Source organism: Nannocystis pusilla (genome assembly GCF_026626665.1).
GTDB lineage: Bacteria > Myxococcota_A > Polyangia > Nannocystales > Nannocystaceae > Nannocystis > Nannocystis pusilla.
This window is the reverse complement of record NZ_JAPNKE010000002.1, coordinates 4,341,896-4,366,261: the sequence shown is the minus strand read 5'-3', so window position 1 is coordinate 4,366,261 and position 24,366 is coordinate 4,341,896. Positions and strand designations below refer to the sequence as shown.

Annotated in this window: 26 protein-coding genes; 15 read left to right on the top strand and 11 right to left on the bottom strand. The window is 73.1% G+C overall.

Annotated features, from left to right (window positions below):
* Nucleotides 1-37: 37 nt before the first annotated feature.
* From OV079_RS19220 to OV079_RS19200, 5 genes are all read left to right on the top strand, one after another.
* A complete protein-coding gene (locus tag OV079_RS19220; RefSeq protein ID WP_267770285.1) occupies nt 38-484 on the top strand; it encodes a response regulator in 447 nt (148 codons plus the stop codon).
* On the top strand, nt 430-705 hold the full coding sequence (locus OV079_RS19215) for a winged helix-turn-helix domain-containing protein (RefSeq protein WP_267770284.1): 276 nt from the start codon (nt 430-432) through the stop codon (nt 703-705). Before OV079_RS19220 ends, OV079_RS19215 begins: the two co-directional genes overlap by 55 nt.
* Entirely contained in the window at nt 702-1,859 is a 1,158-nt protein-coding gene (locus OV079_RS19210; protein WP_267770283.1) for a HAMP domain-containing sensor histidine kinase, read from the top strand. The genes OV079_RS19215 and OV079_RS19210 overlap by 4 nt, the downstream gene beginning before the upstream one ends.
* A 103-nt stretch (nt 1,860-1,962) precedes the next feature.
* Nucleotides 1,963-2,682, top strand: coding sequence for an efflux RND transporter periplasmic adaptor subunit (locus OV079_RS19205; RefSeq protein WP_267770282.1), 720 nt, complete (start codon nt 1,963-1,965; stop codon nt 2,680-2,682).
* Entirely contained in the window at nt 2,631-3,065 is a 435-nt protein-coding gene (locus OV079_RS19200; protein ID WP_267770281.1) for an efflux RND transporter periplasmic adaptor subunit, read from the top strand. The genes OV079_RS19205 and OV079_RS19200 overlap by 52 nt, the downstream gene beginning before the upstream one ends.
* 67 nt (nt 3,066-3,132) lie before the next feature.
* Here the strand turns inward: OV079_RS19200 and OV079_RS19195 are convergent, their stop codons facing one another.
* The 7 genes from OV079_RS19195 to OV079_RS19165 all read right to left on the bottom strand — a co-directional run bounded on the left by OV079_RS19195 (nt 3,133) and on the right by OV079_RS19165 (nt 12,818).
* Complete coding sequence (locus OV079_RS19195) at nt 3,133-3,927, bottom strand: hypothetical protein (protein ID WP_267770280.1); 795 nt, start codon at nt 3,925-3,927, stop codon at nt 3,133-3,135.
* A 380-nt stretch (nt 3,928-4,307) separates the two neighbouring features.
* Nucleotides 4,308-5,252 (bottom strand): hypothetical protein, encoded by a 945-nt coding sequence (locus OV079_RS19190; RefSeq protein WP_267770279.1) that lies wholly within the window; start codon nt 5,250-5,252, stop codon nt 4,308-4,310.
* Nucleotides 5,253-5,371: 119 nt separating this feature from the next.
* Nucleotides 5,372-6,508 carry a tetratricopeptide repeat protein gene (locus tag OV079_RS19185; RefSeq protein ID WP_338088920.1) on the bottom strand — a complete coding sequence of 379 codons (1,137 nt, stop codon included), beginning with the start codon at nt 6,506-6,508 and terminating at the stop codon, nt 5,372-5,374.
* Nucleotides 6,509-6,855: 347 nt separating this feature from the next.
* Nucleotides 6,856-8,952: a sensor histidine kinase gene (locus OV079_RS56060; RefSeq protein WP_267770277.1), complete on the bottom strand. Its 2,097-nt coding sequence runs from the start codon at nt 8,950-8,952 to the stop codon at nt 6,856-6,858.
* A gap of 378 nt (nt 8,953-9,330) precedes the next feature.
* A complete protein-coding gene (locus tag OV079_RS19175) occupies nt 9,331-10,872 on the bottom strand; it encodes a sensor histidine kinase (protein WP_267770276.1) in 1,542 nt (513 codons plus the stop codon).
* Between the two features lie 154 nt (nt 10,873-11,026).
* Complete coding sequence (locus tag OV079_RS19170; RefSeq protein ID WP_267770275.1) at nt 11,027-11,998, bottom strand: electron transfer flavoprotein subunit alpha/FixB family protein; 972 nt, start codon at nt 11,996-11,998, stop codon at nt 11,027-11,029.
* 1 nt (nt 11,999) lies between these two features.
* Entirely contained in the window at nt 12,000-12,818 is an 819-nt protein-coding gene (locus OV079_RS19165) for an electron transfer flavoprotein subunit beta/FixA family protein (protein WP_267770274.1), read from the bottom strand.
* 256 nt (nt 12,819-13,074) lie between these two features.
* On the opposite strand from OV079_RS19165, the gene OV079_RS19160 reads away from it, so the two are divergent.
* The 3 genes from OV079_RS19160 (at nt 13,075) to OV079_RS19150 (ending at nt 16,315) form a co-directional block, all read left to right on the top strand.
* Nucleotides 13,075-14,010: a DsbA family protein gene (locus tag OV079_RS19160; protein WP_267770273.1), complete on the top strand. Its 936-nt coding sequence runs from the start codon at nt 13,075-13,077 to the stop codon at nt 14,008-14,010.
* A 47-nt stretch (nt 14,011-14,057) separates the two neighbouring features.
* Complete coding sequence (locus OV079_RS19155) at nt 14,058-15,053, top strand: homoserine kinase (RefSeq protein WP_338089090.1); 996 nt, start codon at nt 14,058-14,060, stop codon at nt 15,051-15,053.
* Between the two features lie 755 nt (nt 15,054-15,808).
* Nucleotides 15,809-16,315 (top strand): hypothetical protein, encoded by a 507-nt coding sequence (locus OV079_RS19150; RefSeq protein WP_267770272.1) that lies wholly within the window; start codon nt 15,809-15,811, stop codon nt 16,313-16,315.
* Nucleotides 16,316-16,384: 69 nt separating this feature from the next.
* Here OV079_RS19150 and OV079_RS19145 read toward each other — a convergent pair whose 3' ends face one another.
* Together OV079_RS19145 and OV079_RS19140 are read right to left on the bottom strand one after the other, a co-directional pair.
* Nucleotides 16,385-16,513 carry a hypothetical protein gene (locus OV079_RS19145; RefSeq protein WP_267770271.1) on the bottom strand — a complete coding sequence of 43 codons (129 nt, stop codon included), beginning with the start codon at nt 16,511-16,513 and terminating at the stop codon, nt 16,385-16,387.
* Nucleotides 16,510-16,920, bottom strand: a complete 411-nt coding sequence (locus OV079_RS19140) for a hypothetical protein (RefSeq protein WP_267770270.1) — start codon at nt 16,918-16,920, stop codon at nt 16,510-16,512. Before OV079_RS19140 ends, OV079_RS19145 begins: the two co-directional genes overlap by 4 nt.
* A gap of 181 nt (nt 16,921-17,101) precedes the next feature.
* On the opposite strand from OV079_RS19140, the gene OV079_RS19135 reads away from it, so the two are divergent.
* Entirely contained in the window at nt 17,102-18,091 is a 990-nt protein-coding gene (locus tag OV079_RS19135) for a hypothetical protein (protein ID WP_267770269.1), read from the top strand.
* Nucleotides 18,079-18,312 (top strand): hypothetical protein, encoded by a 234-nt coding sequence (locus OV079_RS19130; protein ID WP_267770268.1) that lies wholly within the window; start codon nt 18,079-18,081, stop codon nt 18,310-18,312. Before OV079_RS19135 ends, OV079_RS19130 begins: the two co-directional genes overlap by 13 nt.
* Before the next feature lie 63 nt (nt 18,313-18,375).
* On the opposite strand, the gene OV079_RS19125 is transcribed toward OV079_RS19130, so the two are convergent.
* The gene (locus OV079_RS19125) at nt 18,376-19,548 is read right to left on the bottom strand and encodes a DNA polymerase III subunit (RefSeq protein WP_267770267.1); all 1,173 of its coding nucleotides are present in this window, start codon (nt 19,546-19,548) and stop codon (nt 18,376-18,378) included.
* A 118-nt stretch (nt 19,549-19,666) separates the two neighbouring features.
* Between OV079_RS19125 and OV079_RS19120 the strand changes: the two genes are divergently transcribed.
* From OV079_RS19120 to OV079_RS19110, 3 genes are all read left to right on the top strand, one after another.
* Entirely contained in the window at nt 19,667-20,368 is a 702-nt protein-coding gene (locus OV079_RS19120) for a PspA/IM30 family protein (RefSeq protein ID WP_267770266.1), read from the top strand.
* 303 nt (nt 20,369-20,671) lie between these two features.
* Entirely contained in the window at nt 20,672-21,679 is a 1,008-nt protein-coding gene (locus tag OV079_RS19115; RefSeq protein WP_267770265.1) for a glycosyltransferase family 39 protein, read from the top strand.
* Nucleotides 21,676-22,083 carry a hypothetical protein gene (locus OV079_RS19110; protein ID WP_267770264.1) on the top strand — a complete coding sequence of 136 codons (408 nt, stop codon included), beginning with the start codon at nt 21,676-21,678 and terminating at the stop codon, nt 22,081-22,083. Before OV079_RS19115 ends, OV079_RS19110 begins: the two co-directional genes overlap by 4 nt.
* Nucleotides 22,084-22,746: 663 nt before the next feature.
* Here the strand turns inward: OV079_RS19110 and OV079_RS19105 are convergent.
* Nucleotides 22,747-23,058, bottom strand: coding sequence for a hypothetical protein (locus tag OV079_RS19105; protein ID WP_267770263.1), 312 nt, complete (start codon nt 23,056-23,058; stop codon nt 22,747-22,749).
* Between OV079_RS19105 and OV079_RS19100 the strand changes: the two genes are divergently transcribed.
* Together OV079_RS19100 and OV079_RS19095 are read left to right on the top strand one after the other, a co-directional pair.
* On the top strand, nt 23,033-24,187 hold the full coding sequence (locus tag OV079_RS19100; protein ID WP_267770262.1) for a DUF7305 domain-containing protein: 1,155 nt from the start codon (nt 23,033-23,035) through the stop codon (nt 24,185-24,187). The genes OV079_RS19105 and OV079_RS19100 overlap by 26 nt on opposite strands.
* Nucleotides 24,129-24,344: a hypothetical protein gene (locus OV079_RS19095; protein ID WP_267770261.1), complete on the top strand. Its 216-nt coding sequence runs from the start codon at nt 24,129-24,131 to the stop codon at nt 24,342-24,344. The genes OV079_RS19100 and OV079_RS19095 overlap by 59 nt, the downstream gene beginning before the upstream one ends.
* Nucleotides 24,345-24,366 lie beyond the last annotated feature (22 nt).

Genomic DNA, 24,366 nt, shown 5'->3' with positions numbered 1-24,366 from the left:
GGCTCGCGCCGGATCCGCGGGTACACTGCCAGGGCTCATGCGGATCTTGCTCATCGAAGACAACGAGCGGCTGGTGCGCGCGCTCGAGCAGGGTTTCTCGGAGGAGGGGATCACGGTGGTCCCCGCGCCCACCGCGGCGAAGGCCCTCGAGCAGTCGCGGGCGAGCAGCCTCGACGCGATCGTGCTCGACCTCGGGCTGCCGGACATGGACGGGATGACGCTGCTCGAGCTGCTCCGCACGGAGCGGTCGCACATCCCGTTGCTGGTGCTCACCGCTCGCGACGCGGTCGAGTCGCGGGTGGCCGCGCTCGACGCGGGCGCCGATGATTATTCGATCAAACCGTTCGAGTTTGCCGAGCTGCTGGCGCGGCTGCGGGCGCTGACGCGGCGCGCCGGGGGCCGCGCTGGGCGGCGGTACAGGAGGGCGAGGTGGCGCTCGACGACGAGTTCGGGGTCCGCCACGGCGACGTGCGCGTGGTGCTGACGCCGCGAGAGCACGCGCTGCTGGCCTATCTGCTGCGCCGCCGCTTCGAGGTGGTGCCGCGGATCGACATCCTCCGCGAGGTCTTCGGTTACTCGCGCGACCCCGGGACCAATGCGATCGATGTCCACCTGGCGCACCTGCGGCGCAAGCTGGCCGACCTGCCGATCGCGCTCGAGACGGTGCGCGGGGCCGGGTTCCGCGCGCGGGTGACGGGCCCATGACGGCGCCGCGCCGGCGCTCGCTCGGCCGCTGGCTGGGCTTCTGGATCGGCGCGTCCACGGCGCTCAGCTTGCTGGTGTTCACCGCCACGGCGGCGCTGGTGCTGTACGTCGACGAGCTGCGCGACGCGGCCGACGACGCGGCGGAGGTCGACGACGACGACGGGGGCGAGGTCGACGACGGGCCGGAGGCGATCGAGTTCCCGACCGAGACGCTGCTGGCGCAGGTGCTGGTGGCGTTCGCGATCGCGGCGCCGGTCGGCCTGGCGCTGTCGATCGCGGGGGCGCGGTGGTTGACGCACCGGGCGACGGCGCGGATCGACGCGGTGATCGCCGCGGCGGCCCGCATGAGCGCGGAGGACCTGAAGGAGCGCCTGCCGGTGACCGGCGCCGGCGACGAGCTCGACGCGCTGGCCTCGGCCCTGAACGCCCTGTTCGCGCGCATCGACGGCGGGATCGCGGCCCAGCGGCAATCCGCGGCCGACGCCTCGCACGAGCTGCGCTCGCCGCTGGCGGTGCTGTCGAGCACGCTCGAGGTGGCCCGGCGGCGGCCGCGTGCGCCGGCGGAGTGGGAGGACCTCGCCGACCGCACGCTCGACGAGGTCCGCAGGATGTCGGCGCTGGTCGAGGCGCTGCTGCAGCTGGCGCGCGCGAGCGGCGGGGTGAAGCGGGCCCGCGTCGAATTGATGGCGCGCCTCGACGGGCCGGCGCAGCGCTGGGCCGAGGCGGCGGCGCGGGCCGAGGTGACGCTGGCGTTCGCCGGCCCGGACGAGCTGGTGGCGCAGGTCGACGCGGACGCGCTCGAGATCGCCATCGGCAACCTGGTGAGCAACGCGGTCGCGTACTCGCCGCCGGGCGGGACGGTGGCGCTGGAGGTCCGCGCGGAGGGTCCGTGGCTCGCGGTCGTGGTCGACGATCAGGGACCGGGGATCCCCGCGGGCGAACGTGAGCGGATCTTCGCGCCCTTCGTGCGCGCGACGGCACCCACGGCCGACCGCACGCAGGGGCGCCCGGGCCTCGGCCTCGGGCTGGCGATCGCCCGCCGGATCGTCGAGGGACACGCCGGGACGCTGGAAGTCGGCGAGGCGCCGGGCGGCGGGGCGAGGTTCACGATCCGGTTGACTCGCATGATCGATCCGGGCTTTACCGTTTCTTAAACGGCGGAACAGGCGGCGGGCGATCCACAGTAATGCGAGCACCGTGATGCGACGGCCTGGCCCCCGAATTGCGCGAGTGACCGCCGGCTGGCTGCTGGGATCGATGGCGCTGCTGGGCGTGGCGAGCTGCGGCGGCGGCGAGGCCGCCAGCGCGGCCAAGAGCGCGGCGCCCGAGCTGCCGGTGATCCGCGACGGGGTGGTCGAGGTGCCGGCGGGCTACGCGGAGCGGGTGGGGATCACCGTCGCGCCCGCGCATTACGAGGACGTAACCCCGATCGTCCACGTGACCGGCGTGCTCGAGTTCGACGCCCAGCGCCTGGCCGCGGTGGGCTCGCGGATCGCCGGGCGCGTGGCCGACGTCGAGGTCATCGAGGGCAGCAAGGTCGAGGCCGGCCAGGTGCTGGGGACATTGGTCAGCGCGGAGCTCGGCACGGCGCAGGCCGACATCGCGGCGATGGAGGCCCGGCTGCTGGCGGCCAACCGCGACGTCGAGCGCAAGCGCAGCCTGCTGGCCGAGGGCATCACGTCGCAGCGCGAGCTGGACCTGGCGATCTCGTCGGCCGCGATCGCGGCGGCGCAGCTGCGGGCCGCGAAGCAGCGGGTGGCCGCCCTCGCCGGCGCGCCGTCGAAGGGCAAGCTCGGGTTCAACGCGTTGACCAGCCCGATCGCCGGCGACGTCGTCGGCGTGCACGTGTCGCGCGGGCAGGCGGTGGTGCCGAGCCACACCGCGTTCATGATCGCCGACCGCCGCAGCCTAGGGTCCGCCTGTCGGTGTTCGAGGGCGAGGTGCTGCACGTGCAGCCCGGCGACCCGGTCGAGCTGACGCCCACCAACCGCCCGGAGGAGGCGTTCGCCGGGGTGGTCGAGTTCGTCAGCGTCGCCCTCGACCCGATGACCCGCAGCGCGGAGGTGCGGGTGGTGGTCGACAACACCTCGGGCAAGCTGCGCGCGGGTCAGGCGGTGCACGCCAACATCCGTCCGACCTCGGTCCAGCGCCGCGCGGTGGTGGTGCCCCGTCAGGCGGTGATCCAGATCGACGGGGCGCCGCGGCTGTTCGTGGCGGCGGACGAGCGCACCTTCGAGATGCGCAAGGTGACGCTCGGGGTCGGCGACTTCGAGCGCGTCGAGGTCAAGGAGGGCCTCCGGGTCGACGAGCGGGTGGTCGTGGCCGGGGTGTTCGCGCTCAAGAGCGAGCTGTACCGCTGAACGGACATGTCCTCGGGGACATGCTCTCGGGGACATGCCCGCCGGGGCATGTCTTCAAGGACAGGCGCTAGCCGACCGGGATGTGGATGCAGGCGTCGCCGAGGGTGGCGGCGAGGGCCTCGCCGACGATCTCGACGTAGCCGGCCTTGTCCTCGATGTCGCCCCAGATCGGCTCCTCGCCGAAGGCCTTCATGAACTGCCACAGCTTCTGGTTCTCGGCCGGGACGCACTTCTTGATGAGGCCCGCGGTGAGGATGCAGGCGTCGCCGCCGCAGTCGGCCTTGGCGTCGCGGACCATGGCGGTGTAGCTCGACAGCACCTCGACCGAGGCGTCGGGGTCGTTGGTGAGGAAGAAGACCAGCAGGACGGCGTCCTTGTCGCGCAGAAAGCCCTCGTTGGCGGCGGCGTTGGTCGCGCTGGTGGCGTAGGCGGCGGCGGCCACCGGCATCTCGAGCGAGGAGCCCTGCTCGCCGGCGGCCGTGGCGGCGCCGGTGAACCACGCCTTGAGCGGGGCCGGGTCGACGGCGGTGTTGGTGGCGAAGTAGGCCATGCCGTCGTGGACGAACAGGCGGCCCTGCGAGCCGTTGGCCCCGTTGTCGCCGCTGGTCGGCGGGACGTAGTAGGCGTCGATCTGCTCGACCTCTTCGGGGGTGGTGCCGATCTGGCACTGCGTGTTGCCGACCGGGCAATTGTCGGGGCAGCAGGCCTGGCCCGCGCCGGTGCAGTAGAAGTCGGTGGTGGTGATGCCGACGTGGAGGTCGACGCCCTTCGGCAGGTTGTCGATCATGGCGTCGACGAACTGCGGGAAGGCGTCGGCCAGCGCGCTCTGGTACTGCGCCATCGACTTCGAGTTGTCGACCACGAACAGGACGTCGACGGCGCCGCAGCCGGGCTCCTCCTCGTCGTCGGGGGAGGTCGTACTTCTCGGGGCCCTCGGTGGTGGTGACGGACGCGCCGGTGCTGCCGGTGCTGGTGGTGGTGCTGGTCGGCGGGACGACGACGCCGGTGGTCAGGCCGCCGGTGGTCGCAGGGCCGCTCGGATCGCCGGCCTCGCTGGTCGACTGGGTGGCGTCGCCGCAGGCGACGAGCAGGCCGAGGCCGCAGGCGGAAGCGAGGAGGCGGACGTTCACGCGGCGAGTATGGCGCGAAGGTGCGCCCTCGTCGACGCCCGCGCGCTCGCTGGCGCGGAGGAGAGGTCGCGAGCGGGCGCCGGCGCGAGGCGAGGGCGCGAGGTGCGGGGGTTCACGGCGCGGGGGCTGGAGCCGGAGCCGGGGCCGCGGCGGGGCGCAGGGCCTCGGCGAGGCCGTGCAGCGCGGCGATCTCGGCCATGCCGAGGCGGACCTCGATGGTGACCTCGCGGCCGGTCTGGCCGAGGGTGACGCGGTCCAAGATCGCGGGCGGGATGCCGGCGCCGCGCAGGGCCTCGAACTGTCTCTTCAGCTCGGCCAGGGTGGCGCCGGCGACGTCCTCGGCGCGCATGCCGAGGGCCAGCTCGACGCCGAGGCCGTCGCCCAGGTCGAGGGCGCCGCGGACCTGCTCGAGGCCGGACAGGGCCGGGGCCAGCGAGACCGCGGCCTTGGTGGGGACCTGGCCGGCGAACCAGATCGGGCGGCCTTCGGCGATCCGGGCGATGAGCGGCTGCAGCGGACCGGCGGCCGCGCTGGCGCCGGTGCCGGCGCGCAGGGCGTCGAGCTGCTGCGACCAGCCGGCCGTGCCGAGCAGGAGGACGTCGGGGCCGACGATCCGCCCGCGCGCGCCGCCGAGGGCGACGACCGGCTCGGGGCCGCTGGTGTCGAGCTGCAGGCCGCGATCGGGGAGCTGTCCCTCGAGACAGGCGAGGCGGTCGCGCTCGCCGACGCCGTCGCCGACGAGGACGGCGGCGACGTCGACGCCGTTGGCCGCGACGGCGAGGTCGAGGGTGCGCAGGTTCTCGAAGGGGACGCGGCAGGCGGCCAGGGCGTCGAGGGTGCGCCTGGCGTCGGGGTCGGCGTCGAGGAGGGCGTGGTTCTGCTGCCACAGCGGGGCGGCCCGCAGCGCCTGGAGGTCGACGTGGGCGACCAGGCTGGCGTCCGCGGGGAGCAGCGTCAGCGGGTCGACCCTGGCCGGCGCGGCGGTGCGCCAGCAGGCCAGGACGAACGCGAGCGCGAACAGGACCGACGGGCGGAGCGAGCGCAGGACGCGGCGCATGCTCCGGTGATACTTCGCGCGCGGGAGGCGGTCAACCGCGGGCAAGTCCAGCCGCCGTCTCAGATGTCTCGAGGGACATGTCGACGGCGGGCGGCGGCACGCCCTCGCGGCCGCGCGGGTCAGCGCAGCCAGGAGCGGGTCGAGAGGACGTGCGGGTGATCGTGGCCGAGGAGGCGCTCCAGGGCCTCGGCGGCGGCGGCCATCTCGTTGGCGCCGGCGGCGTCGCCGAGCTCGCGCAGGGCGGTGCCGCAGTTGAAGCGCGAGCTGACGGTCTGCCAGTGCTCGGAGCCGAGGACGCGCACGCGGATGTCGAGGGCCTGGCGGTAGTGGTCGAGGGCGGCGCGGTGATCGCCGCGGCCGTAGTGGATCTGGCCGATCGCGTTGAGGGTGGCGGCGACGCGGGCGTGGTTCTCGCCGTAGAGGGCGCGCAGGCCGGCGAGGTTGCGCTGGAAGGCGTCGAGGGCCCCGTCGTTGTCGCCGGCGCGGCCGCGGGCGCGCCCGAGGTCGTGGAGGATCGCCAGGGTGTCCTCGTGGTGCGGGCCGCGGTGGGTCTCGGCGAGGCCGAGAGCGCGACCGTAGTGGACCAGGGCCTCGGCGTACTGGTTCTGCTGAAAGAGCACCTGGCCGATGCCGACGATCACGGGGATGAGGCGGCGATCGATGTCGGCGGGGTCGCCGGCGGGGCGCAGCTGCTCGAGCTCGGCCTGGGCGGCGTGGAGGTAGCTGAGGGCGTCGGCGAAGTGACCCTCGGCGAGCAGGAGCTCGCCGATCGCCTGCTGGGTGCTGATCGTGCGCGCGTGGCCGGGGCCGAGGGCGCGCAGCTGGACGGTCAGGGCGCGGGTGTAGGCGGCGAGGGCCTCCTCGCGCTGACCGGCGGCGAACAGGGCGAGGCCGAGGTCGAACAGGGTGTTGGCGGTGAAGATGTGGCCGGCGCCGAGCAGCTCGCGCTTGATCGAGAAGGCCTGCCGGTGATGATCGAGGGCGGCGACGTGGTGACCCTGGGTGAACAGGATCTGGCCGATCGCCGACAGGGTGCTGGCGGTGTACGGGTGCTTGGCCCCGAGGACCGTCCGCTGCAGCACGAGCGCCCGATTGTAGTGATCGAGGGCCTCTTCGAACTTGCCCTGGCGCCGCAGCTCCTGGCCGACGGCGTGCAAAGCGATGGCAGTGTGCGGGTGTTCCTGGGACACGGTCCTCGCCGAGACGGTCAGCGCCGGCCAGTATAGTGGCTGGCCGCCGCGCGGCTCAACGCGCAAGCCTGCGCCGATCCGGCGCGTGATCGCGCGAGCGTGCGCGCGGGCGCGCGAAGATCATCGGCGACCGACGCCCGTGCGGGCGGCGCGCGGCGCGGGAGCGGTGATCCTGGCCGATCGGGCATGTCTTTTAAAGAATGTCCTTTATAACATGATGTTTTGGACATGTCCTTCGATGAAGGTCATGGCCGATCATGGCGAGCCGAGCCCAGAGCGGGCGCGCGAGGGCTCGGCGGCTGCGACGACGGGCCGGGCCGATCCTCGGGTTCACGGAGCTCGTCGCGAGAGGTCGGGTGCCGGGTCACGGATCGCCGGCAGCGATGGGGTCCGCCGCGCGAGGGGGCGAGTCTTCAGGTCGGCGGGGCGGTGCTGTCGGCGGCCGGGTGGGCGCGCTCGATCAGGGGGACGCGGCTGCGGGCCTCGGCGGCGGGCAGGTGTATCTTGAACACCATGGCCTGGCCGACCTCGCGCACGTCGAGGCGGCAGCCCTCGATCTTGAGGAGGGCGTCGGCGATCGGCAGCTCGAGGCCGAGGCCGCGGTGGCCAGGCAGGCGGTGGAAGCCCTTGCGCGCGAGGCCCATCTGCTGCTCGCTGGCGGGCTTGAGCGGGGTGGTGACGTGGAGCTGGAGGCCGAGCGGGGCGTCGGGGTCGCCGCGGCGCAGCTTGATGTTGAGCGAGCCGGCGGTGAGGCGCTTGCCGGCGAACAGCAGCAGGTTCTCGAGCGCCTGCACGAGGTGGCGCGGGTCGATGTAGGCGGTGGGCAGGCCGGGCACGGCCTCGACGGTGTAGTTGATGTGGTCGCCGCCGCGGTTGCGGGCCCGCTGCACGGCCTTGGAGATCAGCGGGGCCAGCGGCACGGGCTCGGCCTGCTTCTCGATCCGGCGCGCCTCGATGCGGGCCATGTCGAGGATGGCGTCGATCTGCTGCAGGAGGTCGCGGCCGGCGGCGGCGATGGTCTCGACCATCTCGCGCGTCTCGCCGTCGAGGGTGCCGTCGACGCCGCGCAGCAGCAGCGAGGAGAAGCCGAGGATCGAGTTGAGCGGCGAGCGCAGGTCGTGGCTCATGTTGGCGAGGAACTGGCTGCGCAGGCGGTCGGTCTCCTCGGCCTTCTCGAGCGCGACGAAGCGGGCGATGGTGGCCTCGTTCATGCGCGCGACGAGGGCCTCGATCGACTGCGCGAGCGCCTGCCACTCGAAGCCCTGCGGCGCGGGGGCCGGCTCCTCGGCGACCTGGGCGCGCACGCGGGCGAGGTCGCGTTCGCTGCGGCGCGCGTGCAGGCCGATCGCCACCAGGCCGGCGAGCACGGCGAGGGCGCCGGCGAGGGCGAACGGGACGGCGTTGTCGACGGTGGCCCGCCGCATCGGCACGACCGCCCGGGCGCCGCCGCGCTGGACGGCGAAGCGGTCGAACTCGCCGTCGCCGTCGCCGTCGAGGAGGCCGTCGTCACCTGGCTTGATGGACAGGTCGGGGCCGTAGACGGCGCCGCGCGCGGTGAGGACGGTGGCGCCGGGGGCCTGCGCGAGGCGGCGCCCGAGGTCCTCCTCGTCGGCCGGGCCGGCGACGTCGATGAGGCCCTCGGCGGTGCGCTGGGCGACCGTGATGGCGTCGGCGCGGGCGTGGGCGTGCAGCCAGAGGTGGGCGCCCAGCAGCGGCGCGGTGACGCCGGCGAGCAGCAGGAGGCCGGCCCAGCCGAACACCCGGCCGGTCATGGGGGGCGGGCGATCGGCGAGCGAGAGCTGGGCGATCGGGCAGGAGAGGATGTCGCCGCGGACCGAGCGGCGGGCCCAGTTGGCGGCGAGGGCGGCCAGCGGGGCGGCGATCGCGGCCCACAGGCAGGCGTGCGCGAGGGTGGTCGACCAGGTCCACTGCAGCGGGTTGCGGGCGATCAGCGCGTCGCTGAGGGCGATGACGAGGAGGCCGCTGAAGACGGCGCGCGCGACCACCCGCGGGACCCGCTGCAAGGCCAGCGCGGCCTGCTCGACCTCGGCCCGCGGGGCGACGCGCAGCAGCTCGTTGCGCTCGCGGGCGTCGAGCAAGGGGTAGAGCGGGACGGCGAGGAAGCCGACGGCGCGCACGAGCCAGGCGCCGCTGATCGAAGCGGGCCGCCCGAGCTCGTCGGGCCGCAGCCACCGCGCGGCCGGCAAGGCGCTGTAGACGGTGAGCAGGGCGGCCGTGAGGATGAAGAGGTGGGGGACGAGCAGGGCGAACAGCGGCCACGGAGCGGCGGCGCCGCGGCTGTCCCAGACGATCAGCGACCAGGCGACGTCGAGGCCGACGGCGAGGGTGTAGGCCGCGGCGACGCCGGCGAGGACGTCGCGCTCGGCTCGCAGCCGCGTATGCTGGCCGGCCCGCGGGAAGCCGGGCGCGAGGTCGTCGACCTCGCGCGCGAGGCCGACGAGGTCCTCGGTGCTGCCCTCCCACTCGGACGAGCCGTCGCGGTCGCTCACGGGGCCTCCTGGCCGGTGAGGGCGGGAGATGTCTCTTCGGGCAGGTGATCGGCGCGTCCGTGCGGGGATCGCAGCGATCGCGTGGCTGTCTCTTGGGACCGGTGAATGGAGCGGCGGGACGGGTACGAGAGGGCCGTGGCTGACGCTTGGGACAGATGGATCGGCAGGAGCGCGGAGAGCGTGGCTGTCTCTCGGGGCAGGTCCGTGACGCGGCGGCGCGGGGTCATGTCTCCGGCGAGCGCGGGGAAGCCTGCCCCATGAGAGATATGAGATGTCCCATCGGACATGTTTCGGCGCTGGCTCACGCGTCGGCCTCTCCGCCCGAGGACGAGCTGCGCGGGCTCCAGAAGCGCTGGCTGGCGCGCACGGCCTCCTCGGTCATGTCGATCGAGGCGGGCTTGCGCGGGGGGTCAGCGGGAGCGAGAGGGTGAAGGTCGAGCCGCGGCCGAGGGTGGAGCTGACCTCGAGCGAGCCGGAGTGGTGGTTGGCGATGCTGCGGGCGATCGCCAGGCCGAGGCCGGTGCCCTTCTTGCGCTGGGCGAGGTTGCCGACCTGGCGGTACTCCTGGAAGATCTTGTCGATGTCCTCGGGGTCGATGCCGATGCCGGTGTCGGTGACGCGGATAAGGACGCGCCCGGGCAGCGGCTCGAACATGGCGGAGATGATGATCGAGCCCTTCTCGGTGAACTTGGTGGCGTTCGACAGCAGGTTGTTGAGGATCTGGCAGATCCGCCGGCGGTCGCACACGACCCGCGGGAGGTCGCCGGGGACCTCGGTGCGCAGCTCGAGGCCGGCCTCCTGCACGAGCGGCCGGTGCTGCCGCCAGACCTCGTCGATCATGTCGGCCGGCGACTCGGAGGCGAAGTACAGCCGCAGCTCGCCCGACTCGATCATCGAGATGTCGAGGATGTCGTTGATGAGGCCGAGCAGCTGCATGCCGCTGGTGCGGATCAGGCGGATGTCCTCGCGCTGCTCGTCGGACAGCGGGGTCGAGAGGCCCTCGAGCAGCAGCTGCGAGAAGCCGCAGATCGAGTTGAGCGGGGTCCGCAGCTCGTGGCTGACGGCGGCCAGAAATTCGGCCTTGGCCTCGGCGGCCTCGCGCGTCTGCAGCAGGGTCTCCTTGTAGAGGCGGTGCTCGCCGACGAGGTCGCGGCGCAGGCGCTCGAGCTCGGCCTGCAGGGCGCCGAGGCGGTCGCCGCGGGTGACGACGAGCGGGCGGCTGCCGGCGGCGGTGTCGATGTTGACGCGGTCGAGCCGGCGCGCGAGCGAGAGGACCTCGCCGCCGGTGTCGCGGGCGAACAGGCTGCCGGCGCGGGCGAACAGACCGGTGAGCACGGCGAGGCCGAAGGCGGGCCACAGCTCGCGCGAGGTCGCCTCGGGAGCAGCGGCGGCGAGGATCCGCCCGGTCGCCAGGAGGCCCGCCGAGCTGACTGCGCTGGCGAACAGCGAGCACCACAGCGCTTGCGCAGTCTGGTGCTCGTCGCGCCCGACCGGCCGCGGGTTGCCGCCGAGGTGGAGATAGCCGGCCAGACACGCCGGCGCGAGCGCGAGGGCGACGCCCCACACGGCCGCCAGCACCGGTCCGAGCGAGGGGAGCAGCGCGGGCACGCTGGTGGTCTGGAGGACGCTGCCCCACAGCAGCGGGACGGCGACCACCAGCGCGGCCGGCGGGGCGATGACGAAGGCCCGCACGGCGTCGCGGCCGGCGAGCTCGATGAGACCTGTCCTCGCGGCCAGGTAGACGACGAGCACCTGGACCAGCGCGACCAGGCCGGCCACCACGGCAGCGGTCCGTCGCAGCGGCTCGTCGGTCATCCACGCCAGGGCGACCTGTGAGACCACGAGCAGGACGATGCCGGCGACCAGGGCGATCGCGAGGGCGTACACGGTCTGCCGCCGCGATGCGGTCTGGCTGCCCATTGCGGGCCGCGAGCGTAACACCCTTCGCGCCGCGGCCGGGCGCAGGCCGGTCCAGCGAGCCTCGTGAGGCCGAAACGCCGGCGGCCTCGGCCCTCACCCGCAGGGGGAGGGGCGAGGCCGCGCCGGTCGCTGCAGCGGTGCGGACGCGCTGCGCTCAGGCGCCCTTGCGGGCCTTGATCAGCTCGACGAGCCGCGGGACCGCCTCTTCCCACTTGGCGACCAGGCCGTAGTCGGCGACCTGGAAGATGGGGGCCTCGGCGTCCTTGTTGATGGCGACGATCGTCTTCGAGCCCTTCATGCCGGCGAGGTGCTGGATCGCGCCCGAGATCGCCACGGCGAAGTAGAGCTCCGGAGCGACGATCTTGCCGGTCTGACCGACCTGCAGGTCGGCGGGGACCATGCCGGCGTCGGTCGCGGCCCGGCTGGCGCCCAGAGCGCCGCCGAGCAGGTCGGTGAGCTGCTCGAGGAGCTTGAAGTTGGCGCCTTCACGCATGCCGCGGCCGCCGGACACGATGACCTTGGCCTCGGTCAGCTGCGGGCGCGACGACTCGGTCTTCTGCACGCCCTGGACGACGGCGCCGCGGGTGTTGGCGGCGGCCGCGGCGACGGCCTGGACGGGCACGGCGCCGGTGGGCTGCGCGTGCTCGAACTCGGTGCCGCGCGCGGTGAAGAAGAACGTGCCGGCGTTGACCTTCTGGTCCTGCAGCGCGCGGCCGGCCGAGATCGGGCGGACGAAGGTGTCGCCCGACTTGACCTTGACGACCTCGGAGACGAGCGGGGCGTCGAGGACCGCGGCGGCGCGGGGCAGGGCGTCGCGCAGCGTCGAGGAGGCGGTGCCGCCGATGACGCTGGCGCCGAGCGTGCGCGCGGCGTGGATGATGGCGTCGGCCCACGCCTCGGCCGTGAACGGCTCGAGGGTCGGCCCGGCCAGGGTGTGGACGGCGGCCGCGCCGTAGCCGGCGGCGGCGATCGCCTGGGCGGCGGCGTCGGGCTGGGCGCCGAGCACCAGGAGGTGCAGCGGCTTGCCGGTGGCGCGGGCGATCTCGGCCGCGCAGGTGATGCCGGGCAGGCAGTGCGGGCGGATCTGGCCGCCGGCGGTTTCGAGGATGACGAGGACCTTGCTCATGTTAGATGACCTTCGCTTCCTTCGTGAGCTTCTCGAACAGCTCCTCGACCGTCTTGACCTTCTGACCGGCCTTGCGCGCCGGCGGGGCGGCGACGCCGACGACCTGCTCGTTGGTGCCGACGGCGACGCCGAGGTCGGACGGCTTCAGCACGGCGACCGGCTTGCGCTTGGCCATGGTGATGCCCTTGAGCGAGGCGAGCCGCGGGCCCTCCTGGTAGGCGTGGGTGGCCGGGGTCGAGCCGTTCTTGACGCTCTTCGGCAGGACGATGCGGAGGTCGACCGAGACGACCGCCGGCAGCGGCACGCGCTTGACCTCGACGCCGTCGTCGACCTCGCGCCCGACGGTCAGCGCCTTGGCGCCCTGGTCCCACTCGACGGTCGCGGCGAAGCTGGCCTGCGGGACGTCGAGGAGCCCGGCGACGCGCTGCGGCACCTGGCCGCCCTCGTTGTCCTGCGACAGCTTGCCGGCGATGAGGAGGTCAGCCGCCTCCTTCTTGAACACCGCGGCGATCAGCTTGGACACGGTGGCGGTGTCGAGCTTGTCCGGGTCGGCGTCGACGATGATGCCGCGGTCGGCGCCCATGGCCAGGAACTGCGTGAGCTGCTGGCGCTGGCTCTCGGGGCCGATCCCGAGGACGATCACCTCGGCCAGCCGCTGCGTGCCGCCGACGACTTCGGCGAGGCGGAGGGCGGTCTCGATGGCGTACTCGTCGAAGGCGTTCGGGACCCACTTCGAGGCAGAGTAGTCGAGCCCGCCGCCCGCGAATTTCAGGCTCTCGTCGGGATCCGGGATCCGCTTGACACAGACCAAAATCTTCAAAGGGACTCCTCCTGCGCGAGGCTGTATCGCCCGGGCAGTGAACCGTGTCAATGCATCCGTAGGGGTGAGTTTTTCCCCGAACGTGGAGCTTTCTCCGCGGTCATCCGCGGGCGCCCCGACTGTCCGGACAAAAGGCCGCGGCGGTCGGGGACGCTTGCGAGACGGTGATGCGTGCGTTAGCGTTGCGCGGCCAATTCTGCCGGACGCTGCGACCTTGCGGCGAACTCGCCGGCTGCGCCCGTCAGGATCGTCCGCGATGACCCGCTCCAAGTGCTCGCTCGCACCGCTGCTCCTCATCCTCTCGGCCTGTAGCCCGGCCTGCACCTCGGTGCCCGAGGCCGGCGCCCCGGAGAACAAGGGCGGGCCGGTCGCCGCGACCACCAAGGCCGAGCCGGCGCCGAGCGACGTCACGCCGCCGCCCGGGGGCGAGATCACCGAGGCCAAGGGCGTCGACCTGTCGCGCCTGTCGGAGCCGCAGAAGACCAGCTTCTTCCAGCTCGTCAACAGCGAGCCGTCGGCCTGCGGCAAGCCGCACAGCCTGGCCGTGTCGCTGCGCGACGACGCCGCCTGCCGCGACTCGCTCAGCGTGTCGCAGTTCATCGCCGACGCGCTGGCCTCGGGCGCCTCGCCGAGCGACATCAAGGCCAACATGGAGTACGTCGTCGGCGCGCTCCAGCCGCGCAAGATCGACATCGAGGGCCGCCCGGTCTACGGCAACGAGCGGGCGCCGGTGACGGTGGTGGTGTTCGCCGACTTCGAGTGCCCGCACTGCCGCGCCGAGGCGCCGATGCTGCGCCAGGCGATCGACCAGTTCCGCGGCCGCGCCAAGCTGGTGTTCAAGCACTTCCCGCTGTCGGCCCACCCGCGGGCCAAGGTCGCCGCGATCGCCACCGTGGCCGCGCAGTCCCAGGGCAAGTTCTGGGAGATGCACGACATCGTGTTCGAGAACCAGACGGCCCTGTCCGACGCCGACATCCGCAAGTACGCGCAGAAGATCGGCCTCGACATGAAGCAGTTCGACGCCGACTTCGCGGCGCTCAAGGGCAAGGACGTCGTCGAGGCCGACCGCGCCGAGGGCGAGAAGCTCGAGATCACCGGCACCCCGGCGGTGTTCGTCAACGGCCGCTACTTCAACGAGTACATGTTCGGCGGCACGGTCGTCGGCTGGATCGACGACGCCCTGCGCCGCTGAGGCGCGCGCCCGCTCGGCCGGCCTCCGCTCGACCGGCCTCCCCTTGACTGGCCTCTCTTGACTCGGCGCCGATCCTGAGCCTGACTCTTTGGACATGTCACGACCCCGACCCTGGATCGAGGCGTTCGCGCCCGCGACTGTGTCGAACCTCGGGCCCGGCTTCGACTGCCTGGGCCTGGCCCTGCGCGGGCCCGGCGACCGCGTGCGCGCGCCGGGGCGAGCAGCCGGGCGTGGTGATCGCCAAGGTCGAGGGCGACGGCGGCAAGCTGCCCCGCACCGCCGACAAGAACACCGCCGGCGTCGCCGTCGCCGAGCTGCTGCGCCGCTACGCGCCGGACGCCGGGGTCGAGCTCGAGGTCTACAAGGGCCTGCCGCTCGGCAGCGGGCTCGGTTCGTCGGGCGCGAGCGCCTGCGCGGCGCTGGTGGCGGCCGACGCGGCGCTCGGCCTCGGGCTGCAGCCGGCGCAGCTGGTCGACCTGGCCCGCGAGGGCGAGCGGGTGGCCTGCGGCGCGGCCCACCCCGACAACGTGGCGCCGGCGATCCTCGGCGGCGTGGTCCTCATCCCGCAGCTCGACCCGCTGCGCCTGATCGCCCTGCCGAGCCCCGCCGACCTGTGGCTGGCGGTGTACACCCCCGGCTGCTCGGTCAGCACCGCGGAGGCCCGCGCGGTGCTGCCGGCCCAGGTGCCGCTGGCCGCGACGGTGCAGCAGGCGAGCCGCCTCGGGCTCCTGGTCCACGCGCTCCACTGCGGCGACCTGTCGCTGCTCGGCGAGGCGATCGTCGACGAGCTGGTCGAGCCGTGCCGCGCGCGCCTCATCCCCGGCTACCTCGACGCCAAGGCAGCCTGCTGCGAGGCCGGGGCGCTGGCCTGCAGCATCAGCGGCTCGGGGCCGACGACGTTCGCCCTGGCCGGCTCGCGCGGCCGCGCAGAGGCGATGCTCGCCATCCTAGAGGAGTGCTTCACCCTCGCCGGCGTGCCGGGCAACGGGCTGGTCGACCAGGTCGGGCCCGGGGCGCGCGTGGTGTCGACGCTGCTGCACTGAAGCTGGCCCGCGGGGCATGTCCGGGCGGGCATGTCCCTCGGAGCATGTTCGAGAGGGCATGCCCTTAGGTGCGTCGCGGTGGGCATGTCGTATGTGGCATACCCGACCGCGACGTCGGGATGATTTGTTTACGGCGTTCGCGTTTGACGCCGATGTCACGCGCCGGTAGCTTGCCGCGTGTATGGCGTCGGCGGGCCTCCGCCGGCGATGTCGACCCGTGATGCCGGTACGGCTCGAACGATTGCGCCTGCCGCGGTCCGTGTGGCTGTGGCTCAGCTTCCAGCGCTATGCGCTGCTCCTGGCGGTCGTCGCCGCGGCGCCGCTGGCCCTGGCCTGGGGCCTGGCCCCCGGCGCCTGGTGGGCCTGGTCGCTGGCGGCTGTGGTGGCGCTGCGCGTCGGCGCGGTCGCGGTCACCGTGGCCGGCCGCTGGCCGCGGAAGCTCCGGGCGCTGCGCGTCGCGGCCCGGCGCATCGAGCTCGGTCGCTTCACGCCGACCGACGTCCGCCGCCACTGCGGCGACCCGTGCTTCCGCGTGGTCGCCCGCGAGGCCCTGCGCCTCGCCGGGGTGCCCGCGACGGAGGCGCGCCGGCTCGTCCGCGCCTACGCCCGCGAGCTGCGGAGCGAGGCCTCCGAGCTCGTCGTCATCGATCACCTCGGCGGGCAGCTCCGCCGGGTCTCGGGCGGCACGTCGACGATCCTCCCGCTTCCCCCAGCCCCCCATGTCCCTCGACAACCCATAGAAGGAACGCACCCCCATGAACATGCCGATGACGCAGCCGCAACCACCCCAGGGCCGACCGCTGTCGCCCGCCGCCCAGAAGATGCTCGCAGAGGTCGAGCTGCTGCCCGGGGAGGTCCTCCACTATTCGATCCAGGGCGACGGCTTTTTCCTCGGCTCGAACCCCCTCGTCAAGGCCGCCGCGGTCATCAATTCCTTCTTCACGACGATCACGGGCGGCCATATCCGGGTGTTCCTGTTCGTGACGAACATGCGGATCTTGCTGCTCGAGTCGCGGCAGGCGCTGTGCGGGTTCGCGCGGATCCGCCGGTACAACGCCATCGCCCTCGCGTCGCTGGCGGAGGCCGGCAGCGGCAAAGAGACCCAGTGGTGCTGCATCCATACCCGCATGATCCACATCGAGTCGAAGACGCAGCGCTACTCGATCGTGATCAAGCACCTCGACGACCGGGCGCTGCGGGAGTTCGTGCAGACCATGAGTTCGGTCATGCTCGGCAACGCCTACGCGCGCACGACCACGTGAGCGATCGGCGAGGCTGAGCCGGAAGCCATGTCCGCGAGCATGTCCTGGAGGACATGCTCGAACGGGCGGTCAGAACGCGAGGCCGAGGCCGAGGCCGAGGCCGCGCGGGAGGGCCAGCGGGCCGGCGGCGCGCAGCTGGACGCGCCCGAGCGCGGCGGTGCGGGCCCGCTTGAGCTTGTGCAGGCGGACCTGGTTCACGGGCCAAGGATCGCGCCGGGCACGGCGAGGCCGAAGCCGGCGGTCAGGACGAGGGCGCCGCCGACGACGTCGACGTCGTTGTCGCGCTCGGCGGCGATCAGGACGATGGCCATGCCGGCGGCGGCGAGGCCGAGGCCGGCGATGGAGAGGCCGATGCCGGCGCCGAGGCGCCGGCGGTAGCGGGCCCGCGTGAACTCGTAGAAGCCCTGGCTGTCGCGGCGCTCGCTCTGGTAGTCGGTCCAGACGCGCTCGAGATCGAGGCCGGTGCGGGCCTGCAGGTCGCGGTAGACGATCGCCTCGTCGGCGGGCGCCGGGGCGACCGGGGCGACGAGCAGGAGGCCCGTGAAGACCGACGCGAGGCTCGGCGGCACGCGGCGATCGTAGACGAGGTCGAGGGCGCGGCTCAACTCGCGGCGCCGCCCGTCATGGGTGCAGCACGGCGCTCGCTCGCCCGCGGCCAGCGCGTGTCATGGCGACCGCGAACGCGATGGGCGGCGCATGCATCGCCTGGTCGGCGACGCTGTCCATGCCCCTGGCCCGGCGCCCCGGCGAGTGGCCGGGCGACAGGGCCTCTGGTACGGTGAAAGGATGCGTCGGCTGGGTCTGGGGATCGCGCTGGTGTTTGCCTGCTCCGAGCGGCCGGTGCCGGGTGAGAGCGACGGGGGCTCGTCGAGCGGCGGAGAGCCGGGCACGACCGGCGCGGGGCCGGGCACGACCGGGGACCCCAGCCCCACGACCTCGGGCCCGCCGACCACGACCGAGACGACCGAGACCACCGCGGTGCCGGGGTTGTGCGGGGCGGCGTGTCCGGCCGCCCTGGTGATCGAGGACGACGTGGTCATCGACGCGGCCGGCGGCGACTTCACCTGCGTCACGGAGGTGATGGGCAACCTGCGCGTCGACGGTGACGCCGACCCGAGCGTGGTGGCGACTCTGGCCAACCTGCAGCGCATCGCTGGCACGCTGACGGTGCGCGATCAGGCGGATTTCACCGGCTTGCCGATGTTCGCGTGCCTGCAGTCGGTGGGCGATCTGATCCTGCGCGACATGCCGCAGCTGACCGACCTGTCGGCGCTCGGCTCGCTCGCGCAGACCGGTGCGCTGACGCTGGAAAACCTCGGCATCACGGCGCTGCCGAGCTTCGCGCCGGCTTACGAGGGGACGCTGAGGTTGTTCCTGTCCGACAACTCGCAGCTGGCCGACGTGAGCGCGCTGGAGGGCTGGATCCACCCGCTCTTCGCCGTGACGATCCGGAGCAGCCCGGAGCTCGCCGACCTGTCGCCGCTGGGCCCGCGGTTGTCTGCCTCGACGACGGGGCAAAACATCGCGCTGCAGGACCTGCCGGCGGTGACCTCGCTGGCGGCGCTCTCGGAGTTGACCGATGTCGACGGCCTGTCGCTGGTGAACCTGCCCGGGGTCACCGACCTGTCGCCGCTGGCCGGGATCACGGAGGCGGGTTGGCTCGTCCTCGACGGGATGCCCGGGGTAACGACGCTGGCCGGGCTCGGCGGGCTGACGAAGCTGGACAACGTCCTCAGCATCGGCGCCTGCGGCGGCGCCCCGGGATGGACGGGCTGACGAGCCTGGAGGGCCTGGGCGGGCTTCTGCAGGTGGAGAGCATGCTCGTCGCCGGTTGTGACGGCCTGACCTCGCTCGCCGGCGCGCCGGCGCTGACGCACGTCAACTCGTTGACGGTGACCGGCAACCCGCAGCTCCTGCAGGGGGCGTTCGAGACGTTCGTGGCCGCGGTGCCGAGCCTGCCGAACGCCTGCTTCAACGCCGCTTGCGACTGCGGGTGAAGCCGCACGAGTGACCAAAGGGCATGTCCTCGCGGGCATGCTCCTTCGCACCTGTCCCGAGGGCTATGTCCCGGAGAGCAGGGCGCTCTGCTCGAGCAGGCCCTGCTCGAGCATCAGGCGGACGTTGCCCATGCGCTCGACGCGGGCGCCGAGGCGCTGCAGGGCGGTGATGGCGGCGACCAGGGTGCCGGGGGCGACGTCCGCCGGCGGCGGCAGGCCGGGCAGGCCGGGGCGGCCGCGCAGTTGCTCGCGGACGTGGAGGATCCACAGCTCGACCAGGCGGCGCACCGCGGCCCGCTGCAGCGCGGGGGCGTCCTTCTTGCTGGCGGGCTTGTCGCCGTCGTCGCCGGCCTTGGCGGCCTTCTTGGACGTCTTCTTCTTCTTGGCGCCGGGGGCCTCGGGCTCGGCCTCGGCGGGGCTGTCCTCGGGGACAGCTTCGCTCGGGGCGGTGGCTACGGCCCAGGCCTGCCACAGCGGGTGGTTGTCGCCGCCGAAGATCGCCGGCGGGCCGGCGCGCACGGCGGTGATCGCCTGCTTGACCAGCTCGAGGCTGCGGGCCAGCGACGGGTCGGAGGCCAGCTCGAGGGCCACGCCGGCGCTGCCCTCGGCCAGCAGCACGGCCATGTCGTGGCGCTCGCGCGGGGCGTCGGCGGCGCGGGCGTCGACGATGCTGCGGACGATGTCGTCGTCGAGGCGGCCGAGGCGGACCGGCAGCGAGCGGCTGAGGATCGTCGGCAGCACGCCCTGGAGGTTGGTGGTGAGCAGGGCGAAGTGGACCCCGGGGCGCGGCTCCTCGATGGTCTTGAGCAGGGCGTTGCCGGCGGCCTCGCCGAGGGCGTCGGCCGGGTCGACGACGACGAGGTAGGCGCGGCCCTCGTAGGGGGCGTGGGTCTGGCGGACGTGGCAGGCGCGGGCGGCGTCGACGGAGATCAGGCCGGCCTTGCTGTCGGGCACCAGCCAGTCGACGTCGGGGTGGTTGCCGGCGAGCACGCGCTGGCAGGTGGGGCAGGCGCCGCAGCCGAGGCCGGGGCGCTGCGGGCACAGGAGCGCGCAGCCGAGGCCGCGGGCGAAGGTCGCCTTGCCGACGCCCCGCGGGCCGACGAGCACGAGCGCGTGGTGCAGCTGGCCGCGGCCGAGCGCGCGCACCACGGCCGCCTGGGCCTGCGCGTGGCCGAGGACTCCGACGAGGCCAGAACCGGCCTCGGCTCCGGGCGAGGGTGGAGGGTCGCCTGCCATCCGCGCGGCCTTGATAGGCCGTTACGCGGGCGCTTGCAAGGTCGGACGCGACAGGCGACGGGCCGCGCGCTAGACTGGGGCGACCGAGAGCGGGCGAGGCGCCCGCGAGGACGCGCGCATGTCGGAGAAACCGGGGCTGTTCCGCCGCCTGAAGAAGGCCATCCAGAGCACGCTGAACGACGCGGTCGAGGCCGTGTCCGACCCGGGCCAAGAGGTGGCCCTGATGCTCGACGACCTGGCCGAGAACATCCGCAAGTCGGAGCTCGACCTCAAGCAGTCGATCGTCGACCAGAAGATGATGGAGAAGAAGCTCGAGCAGCTGACCCGCGACGAGGCGGCGTGGCAGCGGCGGGCCGAGCAGGCGATCACGATCGGCGACGAGACGCTGGCCCGCGCGGCGCTGCAGCGCAAGGGCGAGATCACGCAGGAGAAAGAGGCGACCGACGAGGCGCTGGTGCAGCAGCGCAAGCTGGTCGAGGACCTGCGCCAGGGCATCTCCGACGCCAAGGGCAAGCTCAAGGCGCTGAACCTGCGCCGCGGCACGCTGATGGCCCAGGCCCGCGCGAGCAAGCAGAGCGGCGGGACCAGCACGATCCCCGGCGACGCCGGCGCGGGCGCCCGCATGGACGCGATCGAGACCAAGATCGCCCGCCTGGAGGCCCTCAACGAGGTCAGCGCCGAGGACATGGACGGCCGGATCCAGGAGGCCCAGATCGACGCCAAGCTGAACGGCCTCAGCGCCAAGAACGACCTCGACGACGCGCTCTCGGCCCTGAAGGCCAAGATGCAGGCCAAGCAGCTCGAAGAGGGCAAGAAGTAGGGCGGTCCTCTCGGGCATGCCCGAACGGCCAGGTGTGATGGGACAGGTCCCGGAGGACATGTCTCCGAGGCATGTCCCCGCGGCGGGGCGGCGCTGCTGGCCGCCCTGGCCCTGCTGCTGCTGGCCGCGTTCCCCTACGCCGAGGCGACCCGCAACGCCAACGAGCGCCCGCGCCTGCTACAGGCGGCGTCGCTGGTCGAGCGCGGCTCGTGGCGCATCGACGGCCTCGGCCTCGACCCGGGCCCCGACGCCGCCCGCGCGCCGTCCGGGGCGCTCTACCCCAACAAGCCGCCGGGGACCAGCGTGGTCGCGGCGCTCGGCTACTCGATCGCGCGGGTGACGGCGCAGGGCCCGGTCCCGAGGCGCGGGGCGGGCGATCCGAAGGACATGTCCCAAGGGTCGGGTTCCGGCGGGCCGACGCTGCGCGCGGTGACCTGGTGGGCGCGGCTGTTCGGCGGGGTGCTGCCGACCCTGGCGCTGTGCGGGCTGCTGTGGCGCTCGCTGGCCCCGGCGTACGGGGCGCGGGCGGCGGCGCTGGCGATCGGGCTGTACGCGCTGGCGACCCCGGCGGCCGCGTACGCGCACCTGCTGTACGGACACCAGCTGGCGGCCTGCCTGCTGTGGGCGGGGCTGCTGCTGCTGGTGCGGGCGCGCGAGCAGGGGCGGCCGGGGCCGGCGGCGCTCGGCGGGGCGCTGGCGGGGTCGGCGGTGCTGGTCGAGTACACCGCGGCGTTCGCCGGGCTGGCAGCGGCGGGGCTGGTGCTCGGGCTGCTGCGCGCGCGCGTGGGCGACCGCGGGGGCGGCGATCGCCGGGGCGGCGGTGCCGGCGGGGCTGCTGCTGGCGTACCACGCGGCGGTGTTCGGCGGGCCGCTCAAGACGGGCTACCACCACAGCGCGACGGCCGAGTTCGCCGAGAAGCACGGCCAGGGCCTGCTCGGCCTGGTCGGGCCGAGCTGGCGCGCGATCGAGTCCCACGTGCTGTCGCCGGCGTCGGGCCTGTGCGGCTGGGCGCCGCTGTGGCCGCTGGCGATCTGGGCGCTGTGGCGGCTGGCGCGAGGGACATGGGACAAGGAACATGTCCTCCAGGCCAGGGTCGAGCTGGCCGCGTTCGCGGCGGTGCTGCTGGCGTGCGTGAGCCTCAACTTCGAGGGCGGCTGGCGGGTCGGTCCGCGCTACCTGGTGGTGGTGCTGCCGGCGCTGGCGCTGGGCTGGGCGGCCGGGGCCGCGCGCGCCTGGCCGGACCGCCGCGCAATGGGCGGCGACGCTGGGCCTGGGCGCCGCGGCGGCGCTGGCGAGCGGGTCGCTGGTGACGAACGGGCTGGCGGCGAACCTGTGGCCGCACTTCGACCTGACGAACGTGTATCAACCGGTGCCGGAGATCTTGCTGCCGCTGTGGCGCGAGGGCTTCGCGCCCTACACGCTGACGGGGGCGCTCGGGCTGGTGGGACTCGGGGTCGGGTGGATCGTGCTGGCGGGGCTGGTCGGACTGACCGTGCTGGCGACGCCGCGCTCGCTCGGCCTGCGCGGCCGGGTCGCGGTGCTGGTCGGGGCGATCGTGGGGCTCGGCCTGGTGGCGGCGACGACGGCGCTGCCGCGACACCCGCGCTCGGCGGCCAACCTGCGCTACATCCAAAAGTATGGGAGCCGCCGCGCTCGGGCGAGGCCGCGCCGAGCCAGCGGATCCGCCTGCCCTGAAGGACATGCGGCTCTTTAAAAAGGTGTGGGTGCGGCCGCGTTCGGGCGAGGCCACGCCGAGCCGACCGAGCCGCCTGCACCGAGGGACATGCGGCTGGTTCAGAAGATGTGGGAAGCGCCGCGCTCGGCAAGGCCACGCCGAGCCAGCGGAGCCGCCTGACCTGAAGGACATGCGGTTGTCCCAGGAGGGGTGGGAGGCGCCGCGTTCGGCGAGGTCGCGTCGAGCCGGCGGCTCCGGTGGACCTGAAGGACATGGCGATTTCGACATGTCCGAATGCGCAGTGAGCCGGGGCGCACGTCCGAGGTCGAGCTCGGTCGACGCGACTTCGGGCCAGCGTCGCGTGAGGCCGATGTTGTGGCGTCCGCTCGGCGAAACGGATGAAATTTTCTTCGCGGCCGGATCGATGATTCTCGGGCCCGGCGGAATCGATCGAGCGCGGGATGCACTCTGCACAATCTGCGGGGGCGGCCGCCGTGGCGAGAGCGCGCTCGTGTTCGGCCCGATTGTCCACAGTCGGCGTCCTGACGCGATTCGCCGCGGTTCGTACGAGCCGTCGGGGAACCCCTCGTTCGGACGGTTGGCGGTCGCCGCGCCCGATCCTCCGCGGCAGGCTGGTCCGCAGCGAGGCGCTGCGATGGCGGCATTCACGAGACCCGGATATCGCACGCCGGGCGCCGAGACTTACATTGCGGCGAGCGGGCAGGGCTCGATAGTCTGCGAGGATATGGCGAGACGTGGCGTGAGGTTGTTGGTGGCGATGGCGATGGCGGCCTGCGGTGGTTCCGGCGACGACAGCGGCGGGACGGGGACGGGGCTCAGCGCGGGGACGACGATGACCGGCTCGACCGTCACGGCGACGGGGACGGGCAGCACGAGCACGGACGTGCCGACGACGGGGACGACGGCGAGCGGGGGGGTCAGCGAGTCGACGGGGACGGCGACGACCGGGCCCACGTCGGGCGAGCCGATGACGTCGACGACGAACCCGGGCACGAGCACGAGCACGGGCACGGCGACCGCGACGACGAGCGGGGAGACGACGAGCGGCGAGACGACGAGCGGGGAGACGACGGGCGGGACGACGGGCGCGGTCGATTTCTGCGAGGGCGAGGGCGGCATCCTGCTGCCCGGCGACGAGGTGACGTGCACCGGCGACCTCGGCAAGAAGACGTTCTTGTTCGCGATCTGCTCGTGCAGCGGGCTGACGGCGAACAACAGCCTGAGGACCGATTCGTTCGACAGCAACGACCCGAACATGGTGCCGATGGACGGCGGCTCGGTCGGGGTCAACGGGCCGTACAAGGCGGCGTCGATGGTCGACATCGGCGGGTCGCTGTGGGTGGACGGGAAGATCGAGACGTTCAACGCGCACGAGGTGGCGCAGCAGCTCAAGTGCAGCGACGACCTGACCGCCGGCTCGGCGTCGCACGTGGCCGACGACCTGTTCACCGAGGGCAACCTGTTCGCGCAGAACATGACGCTGACGATCGACGGCGACCTGCACATCCTGCCCAACAAGATGAACCAGGGGGCGAAGGTGCTGGGGGCGACGATCAAGGAGCAGGTCGACGTCAAGACGCCGTGCGACTGCGACGACCTGATCGACGTGCCGAAGATCGTCAGCGGCTTCATGCAGGACAACGACAACGAGGCCCTGCCGATCGCGCCCGACGAGCTGGTCGGGCTGCCGCAGCCGAAGTCGGTCGAGCTGCCGTGCGGCCGCTACTTCTTCACGGGGATCGACAGCAACAGCAGCCTCGACATCACGCTGACCGGGCGCACGGTGATCGCGGTGGCCGGCGACGTACAGAACGCGGGGGCGTTCCACATCACGCTCGGGCCCGAGGCGGAGCTCGACCTGTTCATCGCCGGCAACGCCAATTTCAATAATGTGGCGACGATCGGCGACCCGAAGCGGCCGGCGGCGACGCGGATCTACGTGGGCGGGGCGTTCAAGTTCGCCAGCAACTTCACGCTCGGGGCCAACCTGTACCAGCCGAACGCGGTGTTCACGGCCAACAACATGTCGGAGATCTGGGGTTCGCTGTTCGTCGGCGGGCTGCATGGCGAGCCCGCTGGTGGTCCACTACGACCAGGCGATCCTCGAGCTCGACGGCTGTGACCCACCCGACCAGGGCTGCGGCGACTGCCACGATTGCGCCAACCCGACGCCCGCGTGCACCCCAGGGGGGACCTGCGGGCCGTGCGTGGTCGACGACGACTGCTGCCCGCCGCTGGTGTGCGACGCGGGCATTTGCAAGGCGATCATCCCGCAGTAGCGCAGGACGTCGCGCCGACCGG